Origin of the sequence: Anaerosalibacter sp. Marseille-P3206, assembly GCF_900155565.1 — a bacterium.
GTDB lineage: Bacteria > Bacillota > Clostridia > Tissierellales > Sporanaerobacteraceae > FUHM01.
Genome location: NZ_FUHM01000002.1, coordinates 627103 through 643597, shown reverse-complemented (window position 1 = coordinate 643597; position 16495 = coordinate 627103). Strand labels below are relative to the sequence as shown.

Below are 16495 nucleotides of genomic sequence, written 5' to 3'. Positions count from 1 at the left end.
TGAAATATTAACCTCCATAATATATTTATTTGTTAAAAATGTTTAATATGTCTATTTATATGATAACATACCTTGACGAAAAATTAACACTTAATTTCAAATATTGTGAAAAATATAATAATATAATAGTATAATAGTATAATAGATTATAGAATCAAACAATAAAAGGAGGAATTGGGATGACATTACTTAGATTATTAGTTTTTTTAAATTTAATAATCGTATTCTTTAACTTTATTTTCATATTTAGAAATTTTTTTATTAAATACAAAGGAAGTAACAAATTATACAAAAATGTAATAATGATATCTTTTTTAGTTATAGGAATATTCATATCAGCAAGCTGTGTTATTGAGGGAAAAATGGGTATAGACATAATGAAGGCATTAGAAAATCCTGAAGGCTTCAGTTTAACAGAGAAAAAGATTCAAATATGCCAAAGTAATTTAAAAGGAATTACTAGCAGGATTCCTCACAGTACAATTATCTCATTTGTAATTTCTATACTAGCTTATTTGCTATTTGCTAATATTCAAACTGAAAGGAAAAAGAAAACAACAAAAACAGGTGATTGGGATTATGACAAAATTAAAAGAAATCAAAATAACAAATAGATTGCTTATTTTTATTGTAAGTATTTTCTTAGGTATATTAATGGCTTTTCAGGCTAAGACTGTGCAGAGTGTACCAGATTTGAATACTCCTTATAGTAGGGGAAACAATAAACTTTCAGCAGATATAAAAAAGCTTAAAGAAGAGAATAGGCATTTGGATAATGAGATAAGAAGGATTAATAGGGCAGTAAAAAAACATGAAAAAAAGGTAATAAAAGACAAAGAAACTGATGAGATTTTTAATGAAATACAAAATTATAGAATGATGTGTGGGTTTGAAGATATACAGGGCTCTGGAATTATAATTGAAATTTATGATTTATATGATGATTATTATTATAATTATGACCCTCAAGTTTTAAATGACAAAAAGGAAATATTGTTCACTACCATTAATTTATTAAGAATTGGTAATGCAGAGGCTATTTCGGTAAACGATATTAGAATAACCAATTATACAGAGATGGAGTTAGCTAACAATCATTTTGAGATAAATGGCAAATCAACAAATACTCCCTTTGTCATTAAAGCAATGGGAGATAAGGATCACCTTTATAATATTGTTAAAAATTTAGGAGAAGATTGTTTTTTTGGCATAAATATTACAAAAGAGGAACAAATATTGATGCCTAAAAACAATAAAGCTATAGAATTTAAATATGCAAACCCTTTAGAAGAATCAAGTAAATAGGTATATATCTATTAGAATTTTCTAATCTCTATTTTATTAGCTTTTAATATACCTAATATTTGATTTTTCACTTCCCCTTCTGCTTTGACGATTATTTTTCCTTGCTCATATTGAAGGAAAAGTTCAATGCTGTTTTCTAAAGGTAAGAATCCTGTAATTACACTATAGGGATAGTATCCTGTAGCATTTCGAAGGGCTTGACCTAACGGTATATTTACTCTTAAATCTAGTCCTGTAATTATAATTCCTTTTTTAGTAAATATAATATTTATAGTTTTTTCTGAGAATTTTAGTAACAATGATATTATTATACAGAAAGCTATAAAGGGAAATATTGTGTTTGTAGAAATTGACTTAATAGGAATATTACTCAATATTGGAGAAAAATAAATGAGTGCTAAAAATATATAAAGCCATGATTTTTCTAAATTAGTGAAATTATCACCTCTTAGCTTAACTAATATTTCGCTTTGCTTTAATAATTTTTTATTCCATTTTAATTTTAATGTAGCTTGAAATAATATAAAAAACATAAGTCCGGAAGATAATGTAATGGGAAGGACTATGTTTTTTATTTGATTTTCGGATAATTTATTAAATATTGGGTTAAATAAAATAGATATAGATGAGATAAAAACTATAGTTATTATAAATGATATGAAAAGTGCTATAGATTTTTTCATTCCAACCATAATAAAACCCCCTAAATTGTTTATTTAGTATATTATAACCTATAAAAAATGTATCTTCAATTTAGACTTAAAAATATGATATTATAATTATAATAAGTTATTAGAAGGGTGATATTGTGTTTGATATAGATGAGGAATTAAAAAAACTACCTGATAGGCCCGGGGTATATATTATGAAAGATGACAGCGGAGAGATAATCTATGTAGGAAAAGCTATATCTTTAAAAAATAGGGTGAGACAGTATTTTCAATCCTCAAGAAGTAATACTCCTAAATTAAATGCATTAGTAAAAAATATTTATGAATTTGAATATATAATAGTTGACAATGAGATAGAAGCTCTTATACTTGAATCAAATCTAATAAAAAAGCATAAACCTAAGTATAATGTATTATTGAGGGATGACAAATCCTATCCATATATAAAGGTTACTACTAATGAGAAATATCCTAGGGTGATAAAGACAAGGAAGGTTTTGAAAGATGGAGCAAAATATTTTGGACCTTATCCAAGTGGATATGCTGTTAATGATACCCTAGAGATAATTAGAAATCTTTATCCCATAAGAACTTGTAATTTGAAACTTGATGGAGGTAAAGTTACAGATAGACCATGCTTAAATTATCATATTGGCAGATGTTTGGCACCTTGCCAAGGTAATATTGATGAAGGAAAATACAATGAAATGATTGATGAAATAATAATGTTTTTAAATGGAAAAGAAGATAAATTAGTAGAAATAATACAGAATAAAATGCTTTACGCTTCAAGTAAAATGGATTTTGAAAGTGCAGCCAAATACAGAGATCAAATTAACTCTCTAAAAGTTATACTAGAAAAACAAAAAATTGTTTCTACAAATATAGTAGATCAAGATGTTATAGGAATGGCTAGAGGAATTGAAGAAGTTTGTGTTCAAGTATTTTTTATAAGATCAGGTAAAGTAGTAGGAAGGGAGCATTTTATAATATATGATGTTGAACATTTAGATAGAAGTGAAGTATTAAGTTCTTTTATAAAGCAGTTTTATTTGGGAACTGCATATGTGCCAAAAGAGGTATTTGTAGAAGAGGAATTTGAAGACTTAGAGTTAATATCTAAATGGCTTAGTGAAAAGAGAGGTTCTAAGGTTACTATTAGAATCCCTAAGAGGGGCGAAAAGAGTAAGCTAATGGAAATGGTAAGAACCAATGCATTAAATACTCTTAATCAATATGGAGAACAAAATAGGAGAAAGTATAAAGAGAGAGAAGAGTCTTTAGAAAAACTTGCAGAACTAATGGATTTAGAACATATTCCCTATAGGATTGAAGCTTTTGATATATCCAATATCCAAGGAGTAGAGCCTGTTGGCTCAATGGTTGTATTTGAAAATGGTGATGAGAAGAAAAGTGACTATAGAAGATTTAAAATAAGAACTGTAGAAGGACCCAATGATTATGCTAGCATGGAGGAGATTATTGAAAGGAGATTTAGAAGAGGGATTAAGGAAAAAGAACTTATGAAAGAAAATTCTATAGAAGTAAAAGGATTTTCAAGTTTTCCAGATTTGATAATGATAGATGGAGGAAAAGGACAGGTAAATATTGCAGAAAAGGTAATATTTGAATTAGGATTAGATGTGCCAGTATGTGGATTAGTGAAAGATGATTATCACAATACTAGAGGAATTATCTATAATAATAAAGAGATAGAACTAGCTAAGGATAGTTCTACATTTAGATTTATAACTAGAATTCAGGATGAGGCACATAGATTTGCCATTAGTTATCATAGAAGTTTAAGAAGTAAGAAGATGTTTAAATCAGATTTGGACAATATAAAAGGAATAGGAGAAGTAAGAAAAAAATCTCTTCTTAAATCTTTTGGAAGTGTAGAGGGTATAAAAAATGCAACTTTAGAAGAACTAGCGAAAGTAGATGGGATGAATAGACTAGTAGCAGAAGAAGTGTATAATTATTTTAAAGCTAAAAAATCTTAAGGGGGCTAAAAATGGAAAAGAAATTGAGAAGATCCATTGTTGATAGAAAAATTTGTGGTGTTTGTGGAGGAATAGGTGAGTATTTTAATATTGATCCTACGATTGTAAGGCTTGGGTGGGTATTTTTATCTTTATTTAGCTGTGGATTTCCTGGACTTATTGCTTATTTTATAGCTTGTTTAATAATACCAGAATGATTAGGATGTGATTATATGGAATATGTTACTTTAGATAAAATAATTAAAGATTTAAAACTAGAAGTAATACATGAGGCAGACAATATTCATGATATTAAGATTACAATAAGTGAAATGAATAGACCTGGTATTCAACTTGCAGGGTATTTTGAATCTTTTGCATATGAGAGATTGCAGATAATCGGCAATGTAGAATGGCGTTATTTTGATAATTTATCAGATGATAGGAAGTTAAAGATTGCAGAAATGCTTTTTTCTTATCCTATACCTGCATTAATCATATGTAGGGATTTGGATGTTTTCCCTGAAATACTAAAGTCAGGGAAAGAAAAAAACAGAACAATTTTAAGAACTGATTTATCAACAACAAAATTCATAAATCATCTCATAAATTACTTAGATGAAGTTCTAGCACCTGAAATTACAATTCATGGGGTTTTAGTTGAAGTTTATGGCATGGGAATACTTTTAATGGGGAAAAGTGGTGTAGGTAAAAGTGAGACAGCTTTAGAACTTATAAAGCGTGGACATAGGTTAATAGCTGATGATGCTGTTGAGATAAAGAAGGTAGAAGATGATATTAGAGGAACTAGTCCAGAACTTATAAGACATTTTATGGAGATTAGAGGAATTGGAATAATAGATATAGAGAGACTTTATGGAGTAAGTGCAGTAAAACAATGGGAATTTATTGATTTGGTTATAGAATTGGAATTTTGGGATGAAGAAAAGGAATACGATAGAGTTGGATTAGATGAGGAATACATAGATATACTTGGAACAAGAGTACCTAAATTAGTTATTCCAGTAAGACCTGGAAGAAATACAGCTATGATAGTTGAAGTAGCTGTAAGAAATAATAGACAAAAATTATTAGGTTATAATGCAGCATTAGCACTAGATGAAAGAGTAAAAGAGATGATGAATATGAGAAAAAATGTATAATTAAAACTTGACAATTTATTAACAAAAGAATACTATAACATCGATAATTGCATAAAATCCATGATTTTTTGCCTATTAAAATATCTTTTGTTGGTTGACTTTACGAATGATGTTTAATATACTAAAATTGTGTTGAAATGAATAGACGCATCCTATTATATATGGGAGTGTCAAATTTATTATACAAAGTACTAATATCCAAAGGGGGTCTATAAATGACAAAAGTCATGAAAACCATGGATGGAAATACTGCAGCAGCATATGTAGCATATGCTTTTACTGATGTAGCTGCAATTTATCCTATTACACCATCATCAACTATGGCAGAATTAATCGATGATTGGGCTGCCCATGGTAGAAAAAACATTTTTGGACAAGAAGTTCGTGTTACTGAAATGCAATCAGAAGCAGGTGCAGCTGGAGCAGTTCATGGTTCATTATCAGCAGGAGCATTGACAACTACTTTTACAGCATCTCAAGGTTTGCTTTTAATGATACCTAATATGTACAAAATAGCAGGAGAATTATTACCAGGCGTATTTCATGTTACTGCAAGAGCAGTAGCTGGTCATGCACTATCTATATTTGGAGATCATTCAGACGTTATGGCAACAAGACAAACAGGTTTTGGTCTTCTTGCGGCAGGAAGTGTTCAAGAAGTAATGGATTTGGCTGGTGTTGCACATCTAACATCTATTAAGAGTAGAGTGCCTTTCGTTCATTTCTTCGATGGATTTAGAACAAGCCATGAAATTCAAAAGATCGAATTAATTGACTATGAAGACCTTGGAAAATTAGTAGATATGGATGCAGTTAAAGCATTTAGAAATAGAGCATTAAATCCTGAACATCCATATACAAAGGGTACAGCTCAAAACCCAGATATTTTCTTCCAAGCAAAAGAAGCTGCAAATCCATATTATGACAGAGTTCCTGATATAGTAAATGATTATATGAAGGAAATATCTGATTTAACAGGAAGAGAATACAAACCATTCAACTACTATGGTCATCCAGAAGCTGAAAACATAATAGTAGCTATGGGTTCTGTAACTGAAGCTATAGAAGAAACTGTAGACTACTTAATGGCTAAAGGAGAAAAAGTAGGAGTAATAAATGTACATTTATATAGACCGTTTTCAGAGAAGTATTTCTTTGATGTATTACCAAAGACTGTTAAGAGAATAGCAGTTCTTGATAGAACTAAAGAACCAGGTGCAATTGGAGAACCCCTATACTTAGATGTTCGTTCAATATTCTACGGAAGTGAAAATGCTCCAGTAATTGTTGGTGGAAGATATGGATTAGGTTCAAAAGATACTACTCCATCACAAATTAATGCGGTATTTGAAAACTTAAAACAACAAAATCCAAAAGATAGATTTACAATAGGAATTGTAGATGATGTTACTAATACATCTTTAGAAATAAAAGAAGAAATAAAAACAGCTCCAGAAGGAACTATCAGATGTAAATTCTGGGGATTAGGTTCTGATGGTACTGTTGGTGCAAACAAGAGTGCTATTAAGATTATCGGTGATGGTACAGATATGTATGCTCAAGGATACTTTGCATATGACAGTAAGAAATCAGGTGGAGTAACTATATCTCACTTAAGATTTGGAAAGAAACCTATTAAGTCTACTTACTTAATAGATGAAGCAGATTTTGTATCTTGCTCAAAACAATCTTATGTACATCAATACAATGTAGTTGATGGAATAAGAGATAATGGTACATTCTTATTAAACACTGATTGGTCAATTGATGAATTAGATGAAAGATTACCAGGAAGTGTAAAGAAATATTTAGCAGAACACAATATTGATTTCTATACTATTGATGCAACTAAGATTGCAAATGAAATAGGCTTAGGAAATAGAACAAATATGATAATGCAATCAGCATTTTTCAAACTTGCTAATGTAATTCCAATAGAAGAAGCTGTTAAACATTTAAAGGATTCTATAGTTAAGAGCTATGGAAAGAAAGGCCAAGATGTTGTTGAAATGAACTATAAGGCAGTGGATAGAGGAATCGATGCATTAGTTAAGGTTGATATACCAGAAAACTGGAAAGACTCTGCTGAAGAAGAAGCAGCTAGTTGCAAAGAAGTTCCAGAATTCATTAAAGATGTTATGATCCCAATGACTAGACAAGAAGGAGACAAACTTCCTGTTAGTACTTTCGTTGGAAGAGAAGACGGTGTATTCCCACATGGAACTGCAGCATATGAGAAACGTGGTATAGCTGTTAATATTCCAGAGTGGCAAATAGATAATTGTATCCAATGTAATCAATGTTCTTTCGTATGTCCCCATGCAGCTATTAGACCAATATTATTGACTGAGGAAGAAGTTAAAAATAGTCCAGAATCTTTTGAAACTAAAAAGGCAATGGGCAAAGGACTTGAAGGATTACAATATCGTATTCAAGTAAGTCCATTAGATTGTACAGGATGTGGAAACTGTGCTAATGTCTGTCCTGCTAAGGAAAAAGCATTAGTTATGAAACCACTAGAAAAACAAGTAGAGAAACAAAGTACAAATTGGGATTATGCTATGACAGTTGATGTTAAAGATGATCTTATGGACAAATCGAATGTTAAGGGAAGCCAATTTGCTCAACCTCTATTTGAGTTCTCAGGTGCCTGTGCAGGATGTGGAGAAACTCCATATGCTAAGATAGTAACTCAACTATTTGGTGATAGAATGATCATTGCTAATGCTACAGGTTGTTCATCAATTTGGGGAGCTAGTGCACCATCAACTCCTTACTGTAAGAACAAAGAAGGTAAAGGACCTGCTTGGGCAAATTCACTATTTGAAGACAATGCTGAGCAAGGCTATGGAATGAGTGTAGCTATTAAGCAAATTAGAAGCAAATTAGAGGATTTAGTTAGAGAATTTATAGAATTAGACATAGATGCTGAATTAAACGCAGCATTTAAAGAATGGTTAGAAGGTAAAGATGATGCAAAAGCTTCAAAAGCTGCAACATTAAAGATTCTACCATTACTAGACAAAAAATTACCTTGTGAAAAATGCAGTGGATTATTAAATGAAATTGCTGAACTTAAAGATTACTTCATCAAAAAATCAATTTGGATATTTGGTGGAGACGGTTGGGCATATGATATAGGATTTGGTGGATTAGACCATGTTCTAGCATCTGGAGAAGATGTGAACGTATTGGTATTTGACACAGAAGTATATTCAAATACTGGTGGTCAATCATCTAAGGCAACTCCAACAGCTGCTGTAGCTAAATTTGCTGCTTCAGGTAAGAAAGTTAGAAAGAAAGACTTAGGTATGATTGCTGCTTCATATGGCTATGTATATGTTGCACAAGTAGCAATGGGAGCAGACAAGAATCAATTATTAAAAGCACTAAAAGAAGCTGAAAGCTATAATGGACCATCATTAATCATTGCATATGCACCATGTATAAACCATGGAATCAAGTCAGGAATGGGTACTAGCCAAGCTCAAGAAAAGAAAGCTGTAGAGTCAGGATACTGGCATCTATATAGATACAATCCACTTCTTGAAGAAGAAGGAAAGAATCCATTTATATTAGATTCAAAAGAACCAACAGAAGAATTTATTGATTTCTTAAATACTGAGGTAAGGTACACTTCATTAAAACAAACCTTCCCAGAAATTGCAGAAGATTTATTTAAGAAAGCTGAAGCAGATGCAAAAGCAAGATATGAAAAATATAAGAGATTAGCTGAATAATAAAAAGGAGCCAGAATGGCTCCTTTTTTTCATAATAGATATTGCCTCTGAATATTTATATTTAGGGGGTGGCTTTTTTGAAAAACAAGAAACTAGAAATTATTGCTATGATGCTTATTGCTTTTTTTATATTTTGGTCAATTTACATACATTACAATGATGTAGAGTCATTGACAGAGAAGGATGATGAAAAATATACAGGAGTAATAAAATTGTGGGACTATCCTAGATTAAATGTGGAAACAGGAAGCAGATATAGTTGGATTCAACAGAAAATAAAGTCCTTTGAAAAGAAAAATCCTGGTGTATATATAGAATTTACTCCCTTAGATTGGGAAAGTGGTTCTAATATTATAAATCAAGGAATAGAATCTGGTGATAAGCCAGATATTGTGCCTATAAGTTATGACTTCCATGATTTTGACAAGTTACATCCACTTGATGAATATTTTACAGATAAGGAATTGGATATGTTTAAATTTGAAACTATAAAATCAGTAACCAATGATGGTAATTTAGTAGGAGTACCTTTTGCTATAACTACATATACCATGTATTTAAATTTAGATTTATTCAATGAAAGGGGTATCTCTCCACCTATTGATGGAAATTGGACTTATGAAGAATTTGTAGATAGTATGAGTGCACTTACATTTGATTCAGATGATGATGGCATAAATGATTATTTTGGATTTATTTCATTTATAGAGCCTAATTATTATAATTTATGGGGAATAATACTTAGTGATGGAGCAGATATTATAGATAATAAAACCGGTAAATTTGTATTTAAAGGGGAGAGTGCAATAACAGGTTTACAAAAAGTAGTGGATTTAAAATATAAATATAGAGTAACACCTGAATATTTTGGTATAATAGGGGAGAGAGAATGTTGGGATATGTTTAGCAAAGAAAAGAAAGTTGCAGTATATCCAACAGGTGCTTGGGCTGTAAAGGTATTAAGAAAGCTTCAAGATGAAGGAAAGGGATTTAATTATGATGTAGCTAACTTTCCTATTGGAGATGTTAACTTTCCTGTGACATTGTCTAATGGTGTTGCAGCTTTTGGTGTATTCCAAAATGAAGATATAAAGAAAATGGAAATGTGTGTAGAGTTTTTAAAATATCTAACAGAAGATAGTACTCAAAGAACATTGGAACAATTAGGCATGTTTACAGTTAAAAAGGGTATAGATGATATGTATATAACTGAACCTATGATGAAGAAAATAGAAAATACTATTTACTATACTAAGGTTGTACCAAAAGATAATGATTGGAAAGATATTGATATTATAATTCAAGAGGAAGTAAGAAAAGCCATATTAGGTGAGAAAACTACTGAGTCAGCCATATTAGATGGGGTGAAGCGTGTAGAATTATTGACAGAATGAGTTATAATATACATTGATATAAATATTAATTGTAGGAGTGGTTTGTTTGAATAAAACTGATTTATATAATTTGTTTGTTGAGGAATTGAAAGGTGCAAGAGTTCTAATAGATGAACCTATGAAAAAACATACTTCTTTTAGAATAGGTGGACCAGTTGATTTGATGATAATACCTGCAAATGAGAGAGAGTTAATTGAGGCTATTAATATTTGTAGGAATAATAATATAAATTATATTGTAATGGGAAATGGGTCTAATATATTAGTTAGTGACACTGGTATACGAGGTGTAGTAATAAAAATAGCAGAAGCATTAGGAGATATAAATGTAAATGGGACTAAATTGAAAGCACAGGCAGGAGCTTTACTTACAGTTGTGAGCAAAAGAGCTCTTAAGGCTTCCCTTAAAGGATTAGAGTTTGCCAATGGTATACCAGGAAGTATTGGTGGAGCTATTACCATGAATGCAGGTGCCTATGGTGGAGAGATGAAGGATATTGTTACTAAGGTAAAGTGTATAGATAAGAATGGAGAAATTATAGAACTATCTAATGAAGAAATGAAGTTTAGATATAGGGGAAGTAGAGTACAAGATGAAGGTCTTATAGTAGTAGAAGTGGAAATGGAACTTGAAGAAGGAGATTACGATGAAATTTCAGGAAAAATGAAGGACTATACAGAAAGGAGAACTACTAAACAACCTCTTAATCTTCCTAGTGGAGGAAGTACTTTTAAAAGACCTGAAGGACATTATGCTGGAAAATTAATAGAAGATTCAGGACTAAAAGGTATACGCCTAGGAGGAGCGCAAGTTTCCGAATTGCATAGTGGTTTTATAGTAAATGTTGACAATGCTACTTGTAATGATGTTGTTAATCTCATTAAGGTAGTGCAAAAGATAGTAAGAGATAAATATGATGTGTTATTAGAACCAGAAATAAAATTTGTTGGAGAAGAATAGGAAGGTAAATATATGAAAATTTACGGAGATTATCATACTCATACCATATATAGCCATGGAAAGGGTACTATAAGAGATAACGCTGAAGAAGCCTATATTAAGGGTTTGAAGGAGATTGCAATATGTGATCATGGTCCTGGGCATGTTGGTTATGGAGTAAAAAGAAAAAACTTAAAAGTAATGAGAGAAGAGATTGATGAATTAAATAAGGAATTTGAGCCAAAAGGCCTAAAGATACTGCTAGGCGTTGAAGCAAATTTACTTGGCTATGATGGAACTATAGATGTGACAGAAGAAGATTTAAAATACTTAGATATACTTTTATTAGGATATCATTTTGGTGCTATGCCTAGAAATCCAATAGATTTCTATAAACTTTATATTTTTAATGGACTTTCTAAGATGTTTTCTGGACTAAAGTCTAAGGCTATGAAAATGAATACAGAAGCATTAATAAAGGCTATGGATAGGTATCCTATAGATATAATTACACATCCTGGTTCTAAGGTATATGTTGATATAGAAAGATTAGCTAGAGCTGCAAGAGAAAAGGGTACAGCATTGGAGATAAATTCAAGTCACAGCCATTTAACTGTAGACGAAATAGAAATTGCTCTAAGAGAAGGTGTTAATTTCTACATTAGTAGTGATGCACATAGACCAGAGGATGTTGGTAATTTGGAAAAAGGTATAAAAAGAGCAAAACAGGTTAAAGTACCCCTAGAAAGGATAATAAACATCAAGGATTAATTAACGGAGGGAAAATATGGATATGGAATTTCTTATAATCACAGGATTATCTGGAGCTGGGAAAAGTCAGGCTATGAAAGCAATGGAAGATATTAATTACTATTGTATGGACAACCTTCCACCACAATTATTACCTGGTTTTGCAGAGTTATGTTATGAATCTAAAAGAAATATAAAAAAGGTAGCTGTAGTGGTGGATATTAGAGGTGGGAAATTCTTTGATGCGCTTTTTAATAGCTTAGAAAAGCTAAGTGAAAAGGGTTTAAAATATAGAATACTTTTTTTAGACGCATCTGATATTGTATTGATTAAAAGGTATAAAGAGTTAAGGAGACCCCATCCACTAAGCGTTAATGGTAGATTGATTGATGGTATAAATAAAGAAAGAGAGTTACTAGAAGAAGTAAAAAGTAAAGCAGATTATATAATAGACACTTCAAATTTTACTATTGGTATGTTGAAAGAAGAAATAAGAAAAATATTTGTTGAAGGTGAGGAGTCTAGAAAGTTAACTATTTCAGTAGTTTCTTTTGGATTTAAATATGGGATTTTATTGGATGGAGATTTAATATTTGATGTCAGATTTTTACCTAATCCATATTATATAGAAGAACTAAAGGATTATACTGGTAATGATGAAAATGTCAGGGAATATGTATTAAAATGGGAGCAAACAAAAACATTTATTCATAAGTTAATTGATATGTTAAATTTTCTTATACCTTACTATATAAAAGAGGGAAAAACTCAATTAGTTATAGGAATAGGTTGTACAGGAGGAAAACATAGATCTGTAGCTATAGCTAATTTCATACAGGAAATTCTTTCGAAAGAGGGTAATAGAGTTATATTAAGTCACAGGGATAGCAAATAAATAAAGAGGAGTTAAATGAAATGAATTATAGAGAGAGACAATTGTCTAAAGGACCTAAAATAGTTGCTATTGGTGGAGGTACTGGACTATCTATACTACTAAGAGGTCTAAAAGAGTATACGTCTAATATTACTGCCATAGTGACAGTAGCAGACGATGGGGGAGGTTCTGGTATACTTAGAGAGGATTTAGGTATGCTTCCACCAGGGGATATTAGAAGTTGTATTTTAGCATTAGCAAATACAGAACCTATTATGGAAAAATTAATTCAATATAGATTTAAAGAAGGTAAACTGAAGGGTCAGAACTTTGGAAATTTATTTTTGGCAGCCATGAATGAAATATGCGGTAGTTTTGAAGTTGCAGTAAGAGAAGCTTCTAATGTATTAGCAGTTACAGGAAAAGTTTTGCCAATGACATTGGAAAATGTAACCTTATATGCTGAATTGGAAAATGGTATGAAAGTTCAAGGAGAATCAAATATTCCATTAAAAAACAAAGAATATTTAAGTAAAATAAAAAGAGTTTATATGGAACCAGAAATGACATATCCTTTGGAAGGGGCTGTTTCTGCAATTGAAGAGGCAGATATAATAGTTCTTGGACCAGGGAGTCTTTATACAAGTGTTATACCTAATCTACTTGTAAATGATATGATAAATCATATCCATGACTCAAAAGCTATTGTAGTATATGTTTCAAACGTTATGACTCAGCCAGGTGAGACAGATGGATATACTGTATTTGAACATGTTGAAGCTATACTCAATCATAGTAGAGAAAATTTAATAGACTATTGTATAGCAAATATAGAAGAGATACCAGAAGAAATTCTTGAAAAATACAAAGAAGATGGAGCTAAACCTGTTATTTTGACAAAAGAAGATGAAGTAAAATTAAGTAATATGGGAATTACAGTTATAAAAGACAATTTAATAGATGTAAAAAAAGACTACATTCGTCATGATACATTAAAAGTAAGCGAAATAATAACAAAACTAAGACATTAGTGCGACAGCGGGGACGGTTCTTTTTGTCTCATCCTGAGAAGTATACCGTCCGAGTGTCGCTTTAACATTTTTTATCTTATCAAATACAATATTCCGAGTATAATTGTGTTTTCTAATGCTTCAATATGTGTTCTTTCATGGGAGTGAGATGCATCAACACCAGGTCCTATAAGGCCAACTTTAAAATCATGTCCAGCTCTTAAGGTAGCACTACCATCAGAACCATAATAAGGATATATATCTATTTTGTAATTTAAATCATTTTCTTTAGCTAAATTTATTAGTCGTTTTTTTAGTTCTAGATCATAAGGACCTGTAGAATCTTTTGCACATATGGTAACGCTATATTCATCAGAAGTTTGCCCAGTTCCTGGAGCAGCCATATCTATTGCTATAAATTCAAATGTTTTTTCTGGAATAGCGGCACTAGCACCATGTCCAACTTCCTCGTAGTTGCTTATGAAAAAGTTTGTAGTATATTTAGGAGTTAAATTGTTTTCAACTAGATATTTTCCTATAGCTAATATAGAAGCTACTCCTGCCTTATCATCTAGATGTCTAGATTTAACAAAACCACTAGGAGTTATTTCACATCTTGGGTCGAAGAAAACATAGTCACCAACACATATTCCTAATTTTTCAACATCTTTATCATTTAGAACTTTTTCATCAATTCTAATTTCTAAACTGTTTTCATTTCTCTCTAAATCTTTTGCTTCCCCACCATGAACATGAGTAGATGCTTTTGTGGTCAATATAGTACCTGTATAAGATTTACCATTGCTAGCTTCTATCGTACAGTATTCACCTTCGATAGAATTCCATATATAACCCCCGATTTGTGTGATTTTTAGTCTGCCATTTGATTTAATTTCCTTAACCATACCACCGAGGGTATCAACATGACCAGATAGAGTTACTTCCTTGTCTTTGTTTTCGCCTTCGATTGTTCCAATTAATGCTCCTTTGTTTGTCCTATAGGTTTTTATTCCTAAGGATTTGAATTCATTTTCAACAAAGTTTATTGCTTCTTCAGTGTTCCCAGAAGGGCTAGGAATGTTTAATAATTCAGAAAGTGTTTTAGTTACATAATCCATTTTGATGTCCATTTCAATACCTCCTTAAATATTCTATATATAATTATACTACAAATAGTCAAAAAATCCTTGATAAATGGTATAATAATAATTGAAAAGAAAAAGTATTTGGGAGTGGTACTATGATTAGGGAAGTGAGTGCTGGAGGTGTAGTAGTATTTGGAAATGCAGTGCTGTTGTTAAGAAAGTTCAATGGAGATTGGGTACTTCCAAAAGGTAAGGTTGAAAATAGTGAAGGATTGAAAAGTGCTGCATTAAGAGAAGTATTAGAAGAAAGTGGAGTTAAAGCTAAAATAATAGAATATTTAGGAGAAATAAATTATGATTTTAAAAGTATCAGGGAAAATGAGCTAGTTAACAAAACGGTTCATTGGTTTTTAATGAGAGCAAGTGATATGAATAGTGTTCCTCAGAAAGAAGAAGGTTTTATTGAGGCTAGATATGTCCATATAAGTAGAGCTACTAGTCTACTTAAATATGAAGATGAAAAGGCTATAATGACAAAAGCAATAAAAGCAATAAAAACCTCTTTACAAGGGAGTATTAATGAAGTATAGTATATTAAAGTATTAAAGGTTTAGGAGAGATATAGATGTCTTTTTCGTCAGCAACTAAAAATGAACTTTCGCGTATTTTATTAGAAGATAGATGTTGTGCTATTGCAGAACTAGCTGCTTTAGTCAGAATGAATGGCTTTATTCAAATAAGTGGCAATAATAAAGTCTATTTAAAATTTACAACAGAGAATGCTGCAATTGCTAGGAGAACCTTTTCCTTACTTAAAAAGTTATATGAAACTAATGTGGATGTTATGGTAAGGAAGAATAAACAACTGAAAAAAAACAACAACTATTTAATAGCTGTAAGTAGTACAAATGTTACAAAAAAGATTTTAAACGATGTGGGACTTATTAAGGGAGATAGTAGTGATCTATTTAAAATCAATTATAAAATCCCACATGCTATTATAAAAAATAGATGTTGTAAGAGAGCTTATATTCGTGGAGCTTTTTTAGGAGGGGGTTCTATAAGCAATCCAGAAAAAACCTATCATTTAGAATTTGTTACAAACAATGAACAACATGCAGAAAATCTTTCAAAGCTAATTAATACCTTTGGACTCAATTCAAAGATAGTTTTAAGAAAAGATAGCTATGTAGTATATTTAAAAGAAGGCGAGCAAATTGTAGATCTTTTAAATATAATGGGAGCTCATCTAGCCTTATTAAAATTGGAAGATATCAGAGTTCTAAAAGATATGAGGAATAATATAAATAGGATAGTAAATTGTGAAACTGCAAACTTAGAGAAAACTATAAATGCTTCATTAAGACAGGTAGAGAATATTGAATGTATTGAAGCAACAATTGGTTTAGAAAAGCTGCCTGAAAATCTTCAAGAAATAGCAGAATTGCGCTTACAACACAAAGATGCAAGTTTGAAAGAATTGGGGAGTATGTTAAATCCACCAGTAGGTAAATCGGGAATAAATCACAGATTTAGAAGAATAGAAGAAATAGCTGACAAACTAAGGAAGGGTGACTAATA

Annotated in this window: 15 protein-coding genes; 13 read left to right on the top strand and 2 right to left on the bottom strand. The window is 31.1% G+C overall.

What is annotated here, in order from left to right; genetic code table 11:
* The first annotated feature begins 179 nt into the window (after positions 1–179).
* Together BQ9840_RS04465 and BQ9840_RS04460 are read left to right on the top strand one after the other, a co-directional pair.
* On the top strand, positions 180–614 hold the full coding sequence (locus tag BQ9840_RS04465; RefSeq protein WP_077368474.1) for a hypothetical protein: 435 nt from the start codon (positions 180–182) through the stop codon (positions 612–614).
* Positions 580–1305: a DUF881 domain-containing protein gene (locus BQ9840_RS04460; RefSeq protein ID WP_077368472.1), complete on the top strand. Its 726-nt coding sequence runs from the start codon at positions 580–582 to the stop codon at positions 1303–1305. The genes BQ9840_RS04465 and BQ9840_RS04460 overlap by 35 nt, the downstream gene beginning before the upstream one ends.
* Before the next feature lie 11 nt (positions 1306–1316).
* On the opposite strand, the gene BQ9840_RS04455 is transcribed toward BQ9840_RS04460, so the two are convergent.
* Positions 1317–1997, bottom strand: a complete 681-nt coding sequence (locus BQ9840_RS04455; RefSeq protein WP_077368470.1) for a hypothetical protein — start codon at positions 1995–1997, stop codon at positions 1317–1319.
* Between the two features lie 116 nt (positions 1998–2113).
* Here BQ9840_RS04455 and uvrC point away from each other — a divergent pair, with 116 nt between their 5' ends.
* The 9 genes from uvrC to yvcK all read left to right on the top strand — a co-directional run bounded on the left by uvrC (position 2114) and on the right by yvcK (position 13850).
* Positions 2114–3979: an excinuclease ABC subunit UvrC gene (gene uvrC, locus BQ9840_RS04450; RefSeq protein ID WP_077368468.1), complete on the top strand. Its 1866-nt coding sequence runs from the start codon at positions 2114–2116 to the stop codon at positions 3977–3979.
* Between the two features lie 11 nt (positions 3980–3990).
* Complete coding sequence (locus BQ9840_RS04445) at positions 3991–4176, top strand: PspC domain-containing protein (protein ID WP_077368466.1); 186 nt, start codon at positions 3991–3993, stop codon at positions 4174–4176.
* A gap of 15 nt (positions 4177–4191) precedes the next feature.
* The gene (hprK, locus tag BQ9840_RS04440) at positions 4192–5121 is read left to right on the top strand and encodes an HPr(Ser) kinase/phosphatase (RefSeq protein ID WP_077368464.1); all 930 of its coding nucleotides are present in this window, start codon (positions 4192–4194) and stop codon (positions 5119–5121) included.
* A gap of 215 nt (positions 5122–5336) precedes the next feature.
* Positions 5337–8861: a pyruvate:ferredoxin (flavodoxin) oxidoreductase gene (nifJ, locus tag BQ9840_RS04435; protein WP_077368462.1), complete on the top strand. Its 3525-nt coding sequence runs from the start codon at positions 5337–5339 to the stop codon at positions 8859–8861.
* Between the two features lie 77 nt (positions 8862–8938).
* Complete coding sequence (locus BQ9840_RS04430) at positions 8939–10255, top strand: ABC transporter substrate-binding protein (protein ID WP_200804874.1); 1317 nt, start codon at positions 8939–8941, stop codon at positions 10253–10255.
* Between the two features lie 46 nt (positions 10256–10301).
* Complete coding sequence (murB, locus tag BQ9840_RS04425) at positions 10302–11216, top strand: UDP-N-acetylmuramate dehydrogenase (protein ID WP_077368460.1); 915 nt, start codon at positions 10302–10304, stop codon at positions 11214–11216.
* Between the two features lie 12 nt (positions 11217–11228).
* Positions 11229–11966: a PHP domain-containing protein gene (locus BQ9840_RS04420; RefSeq protein ID WP_077368458.1), complete on the top strand. Its 738-nt coding sequence runs from the start codon at positions 11229–11231 to the stop codon at positions 11964–11966.
* A gap of 22 nt (positions 11967–11988) precedes the next feature.
* The gene (rapZ, locus tag BQ9840_RS04415) at positions 11989–12840 is read left to right on the top strand and encodes an RNase adapter RapZ (RefSeq protein WP_077370098.1); all 852 of its coding nucleotides are present in this window, start codon (positions 11989–11991) and stop codon (positions 12838–12840) included.
* Positions 12841–12860: 20 nt separating this feature from the next.
* Positions 12861–13850 carry a gluconeogenesis factor YvcK family protein gene (yvcK, locus tag BQ9840_RS04410; protein ID WP_077368456.1) on the top strand — a complete coding sequence of 330 codons (990 nt, stop codon included), beginning with the start codon at positions 12861–12863 and terminating at the stop codon, positions 13848–13850.
* Between the two features lie 71 nt (positions 13851–13921).
* Here the strand turns inward: yvcK and BQ9840_RS04405 are convergent, their stop codons facing one another.
* Positions 13922–14959: a M42 family metallopeptidase gene (locus tag BQ9840_RS04405; protein WP_077368454.1), complete on the bottom strand. Its 1038-nt coding sequence runs from the start codon at positions 14957–14959 to the stop codon at positions 13922–13924.
* Positions 14960–15069: 110 nt separating this feature from the next.
* On the opposite strand from BQ9840_RS04405, the gene BQ9840_RS04400 reads away from it, so the two are divergent.
* Positions 15070–15504 (top strand): NUDIX hydrolase, encoded by a 435-nt coding sequence (locus BQ9840_RS04400; RefSeq protein ID WP_077368452.1) that lies wholly within the window; start codon positions 15070–15072, stop codon positions 15502–15504.
* Positions 15505–15539: 35 nt separating this feature from the next.
* On the top strand, positions 15540–16493 hold the full coding sequence (gene whiA, locus BQ9840_RS04395) for a DNA-binding protein WhiA (RefSeq protein ID WP_077368451.1): 954 nt from the start codon (positions 15540–15542) through the stop codon (positions 16491–16493).
* Positions 16494–16495 lie beyond the last annotated feature (2 nt).

Excerpts from the sequence above, each read along its gene's own strand:
- BQ9840_RS04465 (WP_077368474.1), top strand. The coding sequence starts at position 180 with ATGACATTACTTAGATTATTAGTTTTTTTAAATTTAATAATCGTATTC.
- BQ9840_RS04460 (WP_077368472.1), top strand. The coding sequence starts at position 580 with ATGACAAAATTAAAAGAAATCAAAATAACAAATAGATTGCTTATTTTT.
- BQ9840_RS04455 (WP_077368470.1), bottom strand. The coding sequence starts at position 1,997 with ATGGTTGGAATGAAAAAATCTATAGCACTTTTCATATCATTTATAATA.
- BQ9840_RS04445 (WP_077368466.1), top strand. The coding sequence starts at position 3,991 with ATGGAAAAGAAATTGAGAAGATCCATTGTTGATAGAAAAATTTGTGGT.
- hprK (WP_077368464.1), top strand. The coding sequence starts at position 4,192 with ATGGAATATGTTACTTTAGATAAAATAATTAAAGATTTAAAACTAGAA.
- nifJ (WP_077368462.1), top strand. The coding sequence starts at position 5,337 with ATGACAAAAGTCATGAAAACCATGGATGGAAATACTGCAGCAGCATAT.
- BQ9840_RS04420 (WP_077368458.1), top strand. The coding sequence starts at position 11,229 with ATGAAAATTTACGGAGATTATCATACTCATACCATATATAGCCATGGA.
- rapZ (WP_077370098.1), top strand. The coding sequence starts at position 11,989 with ATGGAATTTCTTATAATCACAGGATTATCTGGAGCTGGGAAAAGTCAG.
- yvcK (WP_077368456.1), top strand. The coding sequence starts at position 12,861 with ATGAATTATAGAGAGAGACAATTGTCTAAAGGACCTAAAATAGTTGCT.
- BQ9840_RS04405 (WP_077368454.1), bottom strand. The coding sequence starts at position 14,959 with ATGGACATCAAAATGGATTATGTAACTAAAACACTTTCTGAATTATTA.
- BQ9840_RS04400 (WP_077368452.1), top strand. The coding sequence starts at position 15,070 with ATGATTAGGGAAGTGAGTGCTGGAGGTGTAGTAGTATTTGGAAATGCA.
- whiA (WP_077368451.1), top strand. The coding sequence starts at position 15,540 with ATGTCTTTTTCGTCAGCAACTAAAAATGAACTTTCGCGTATTTTATTA.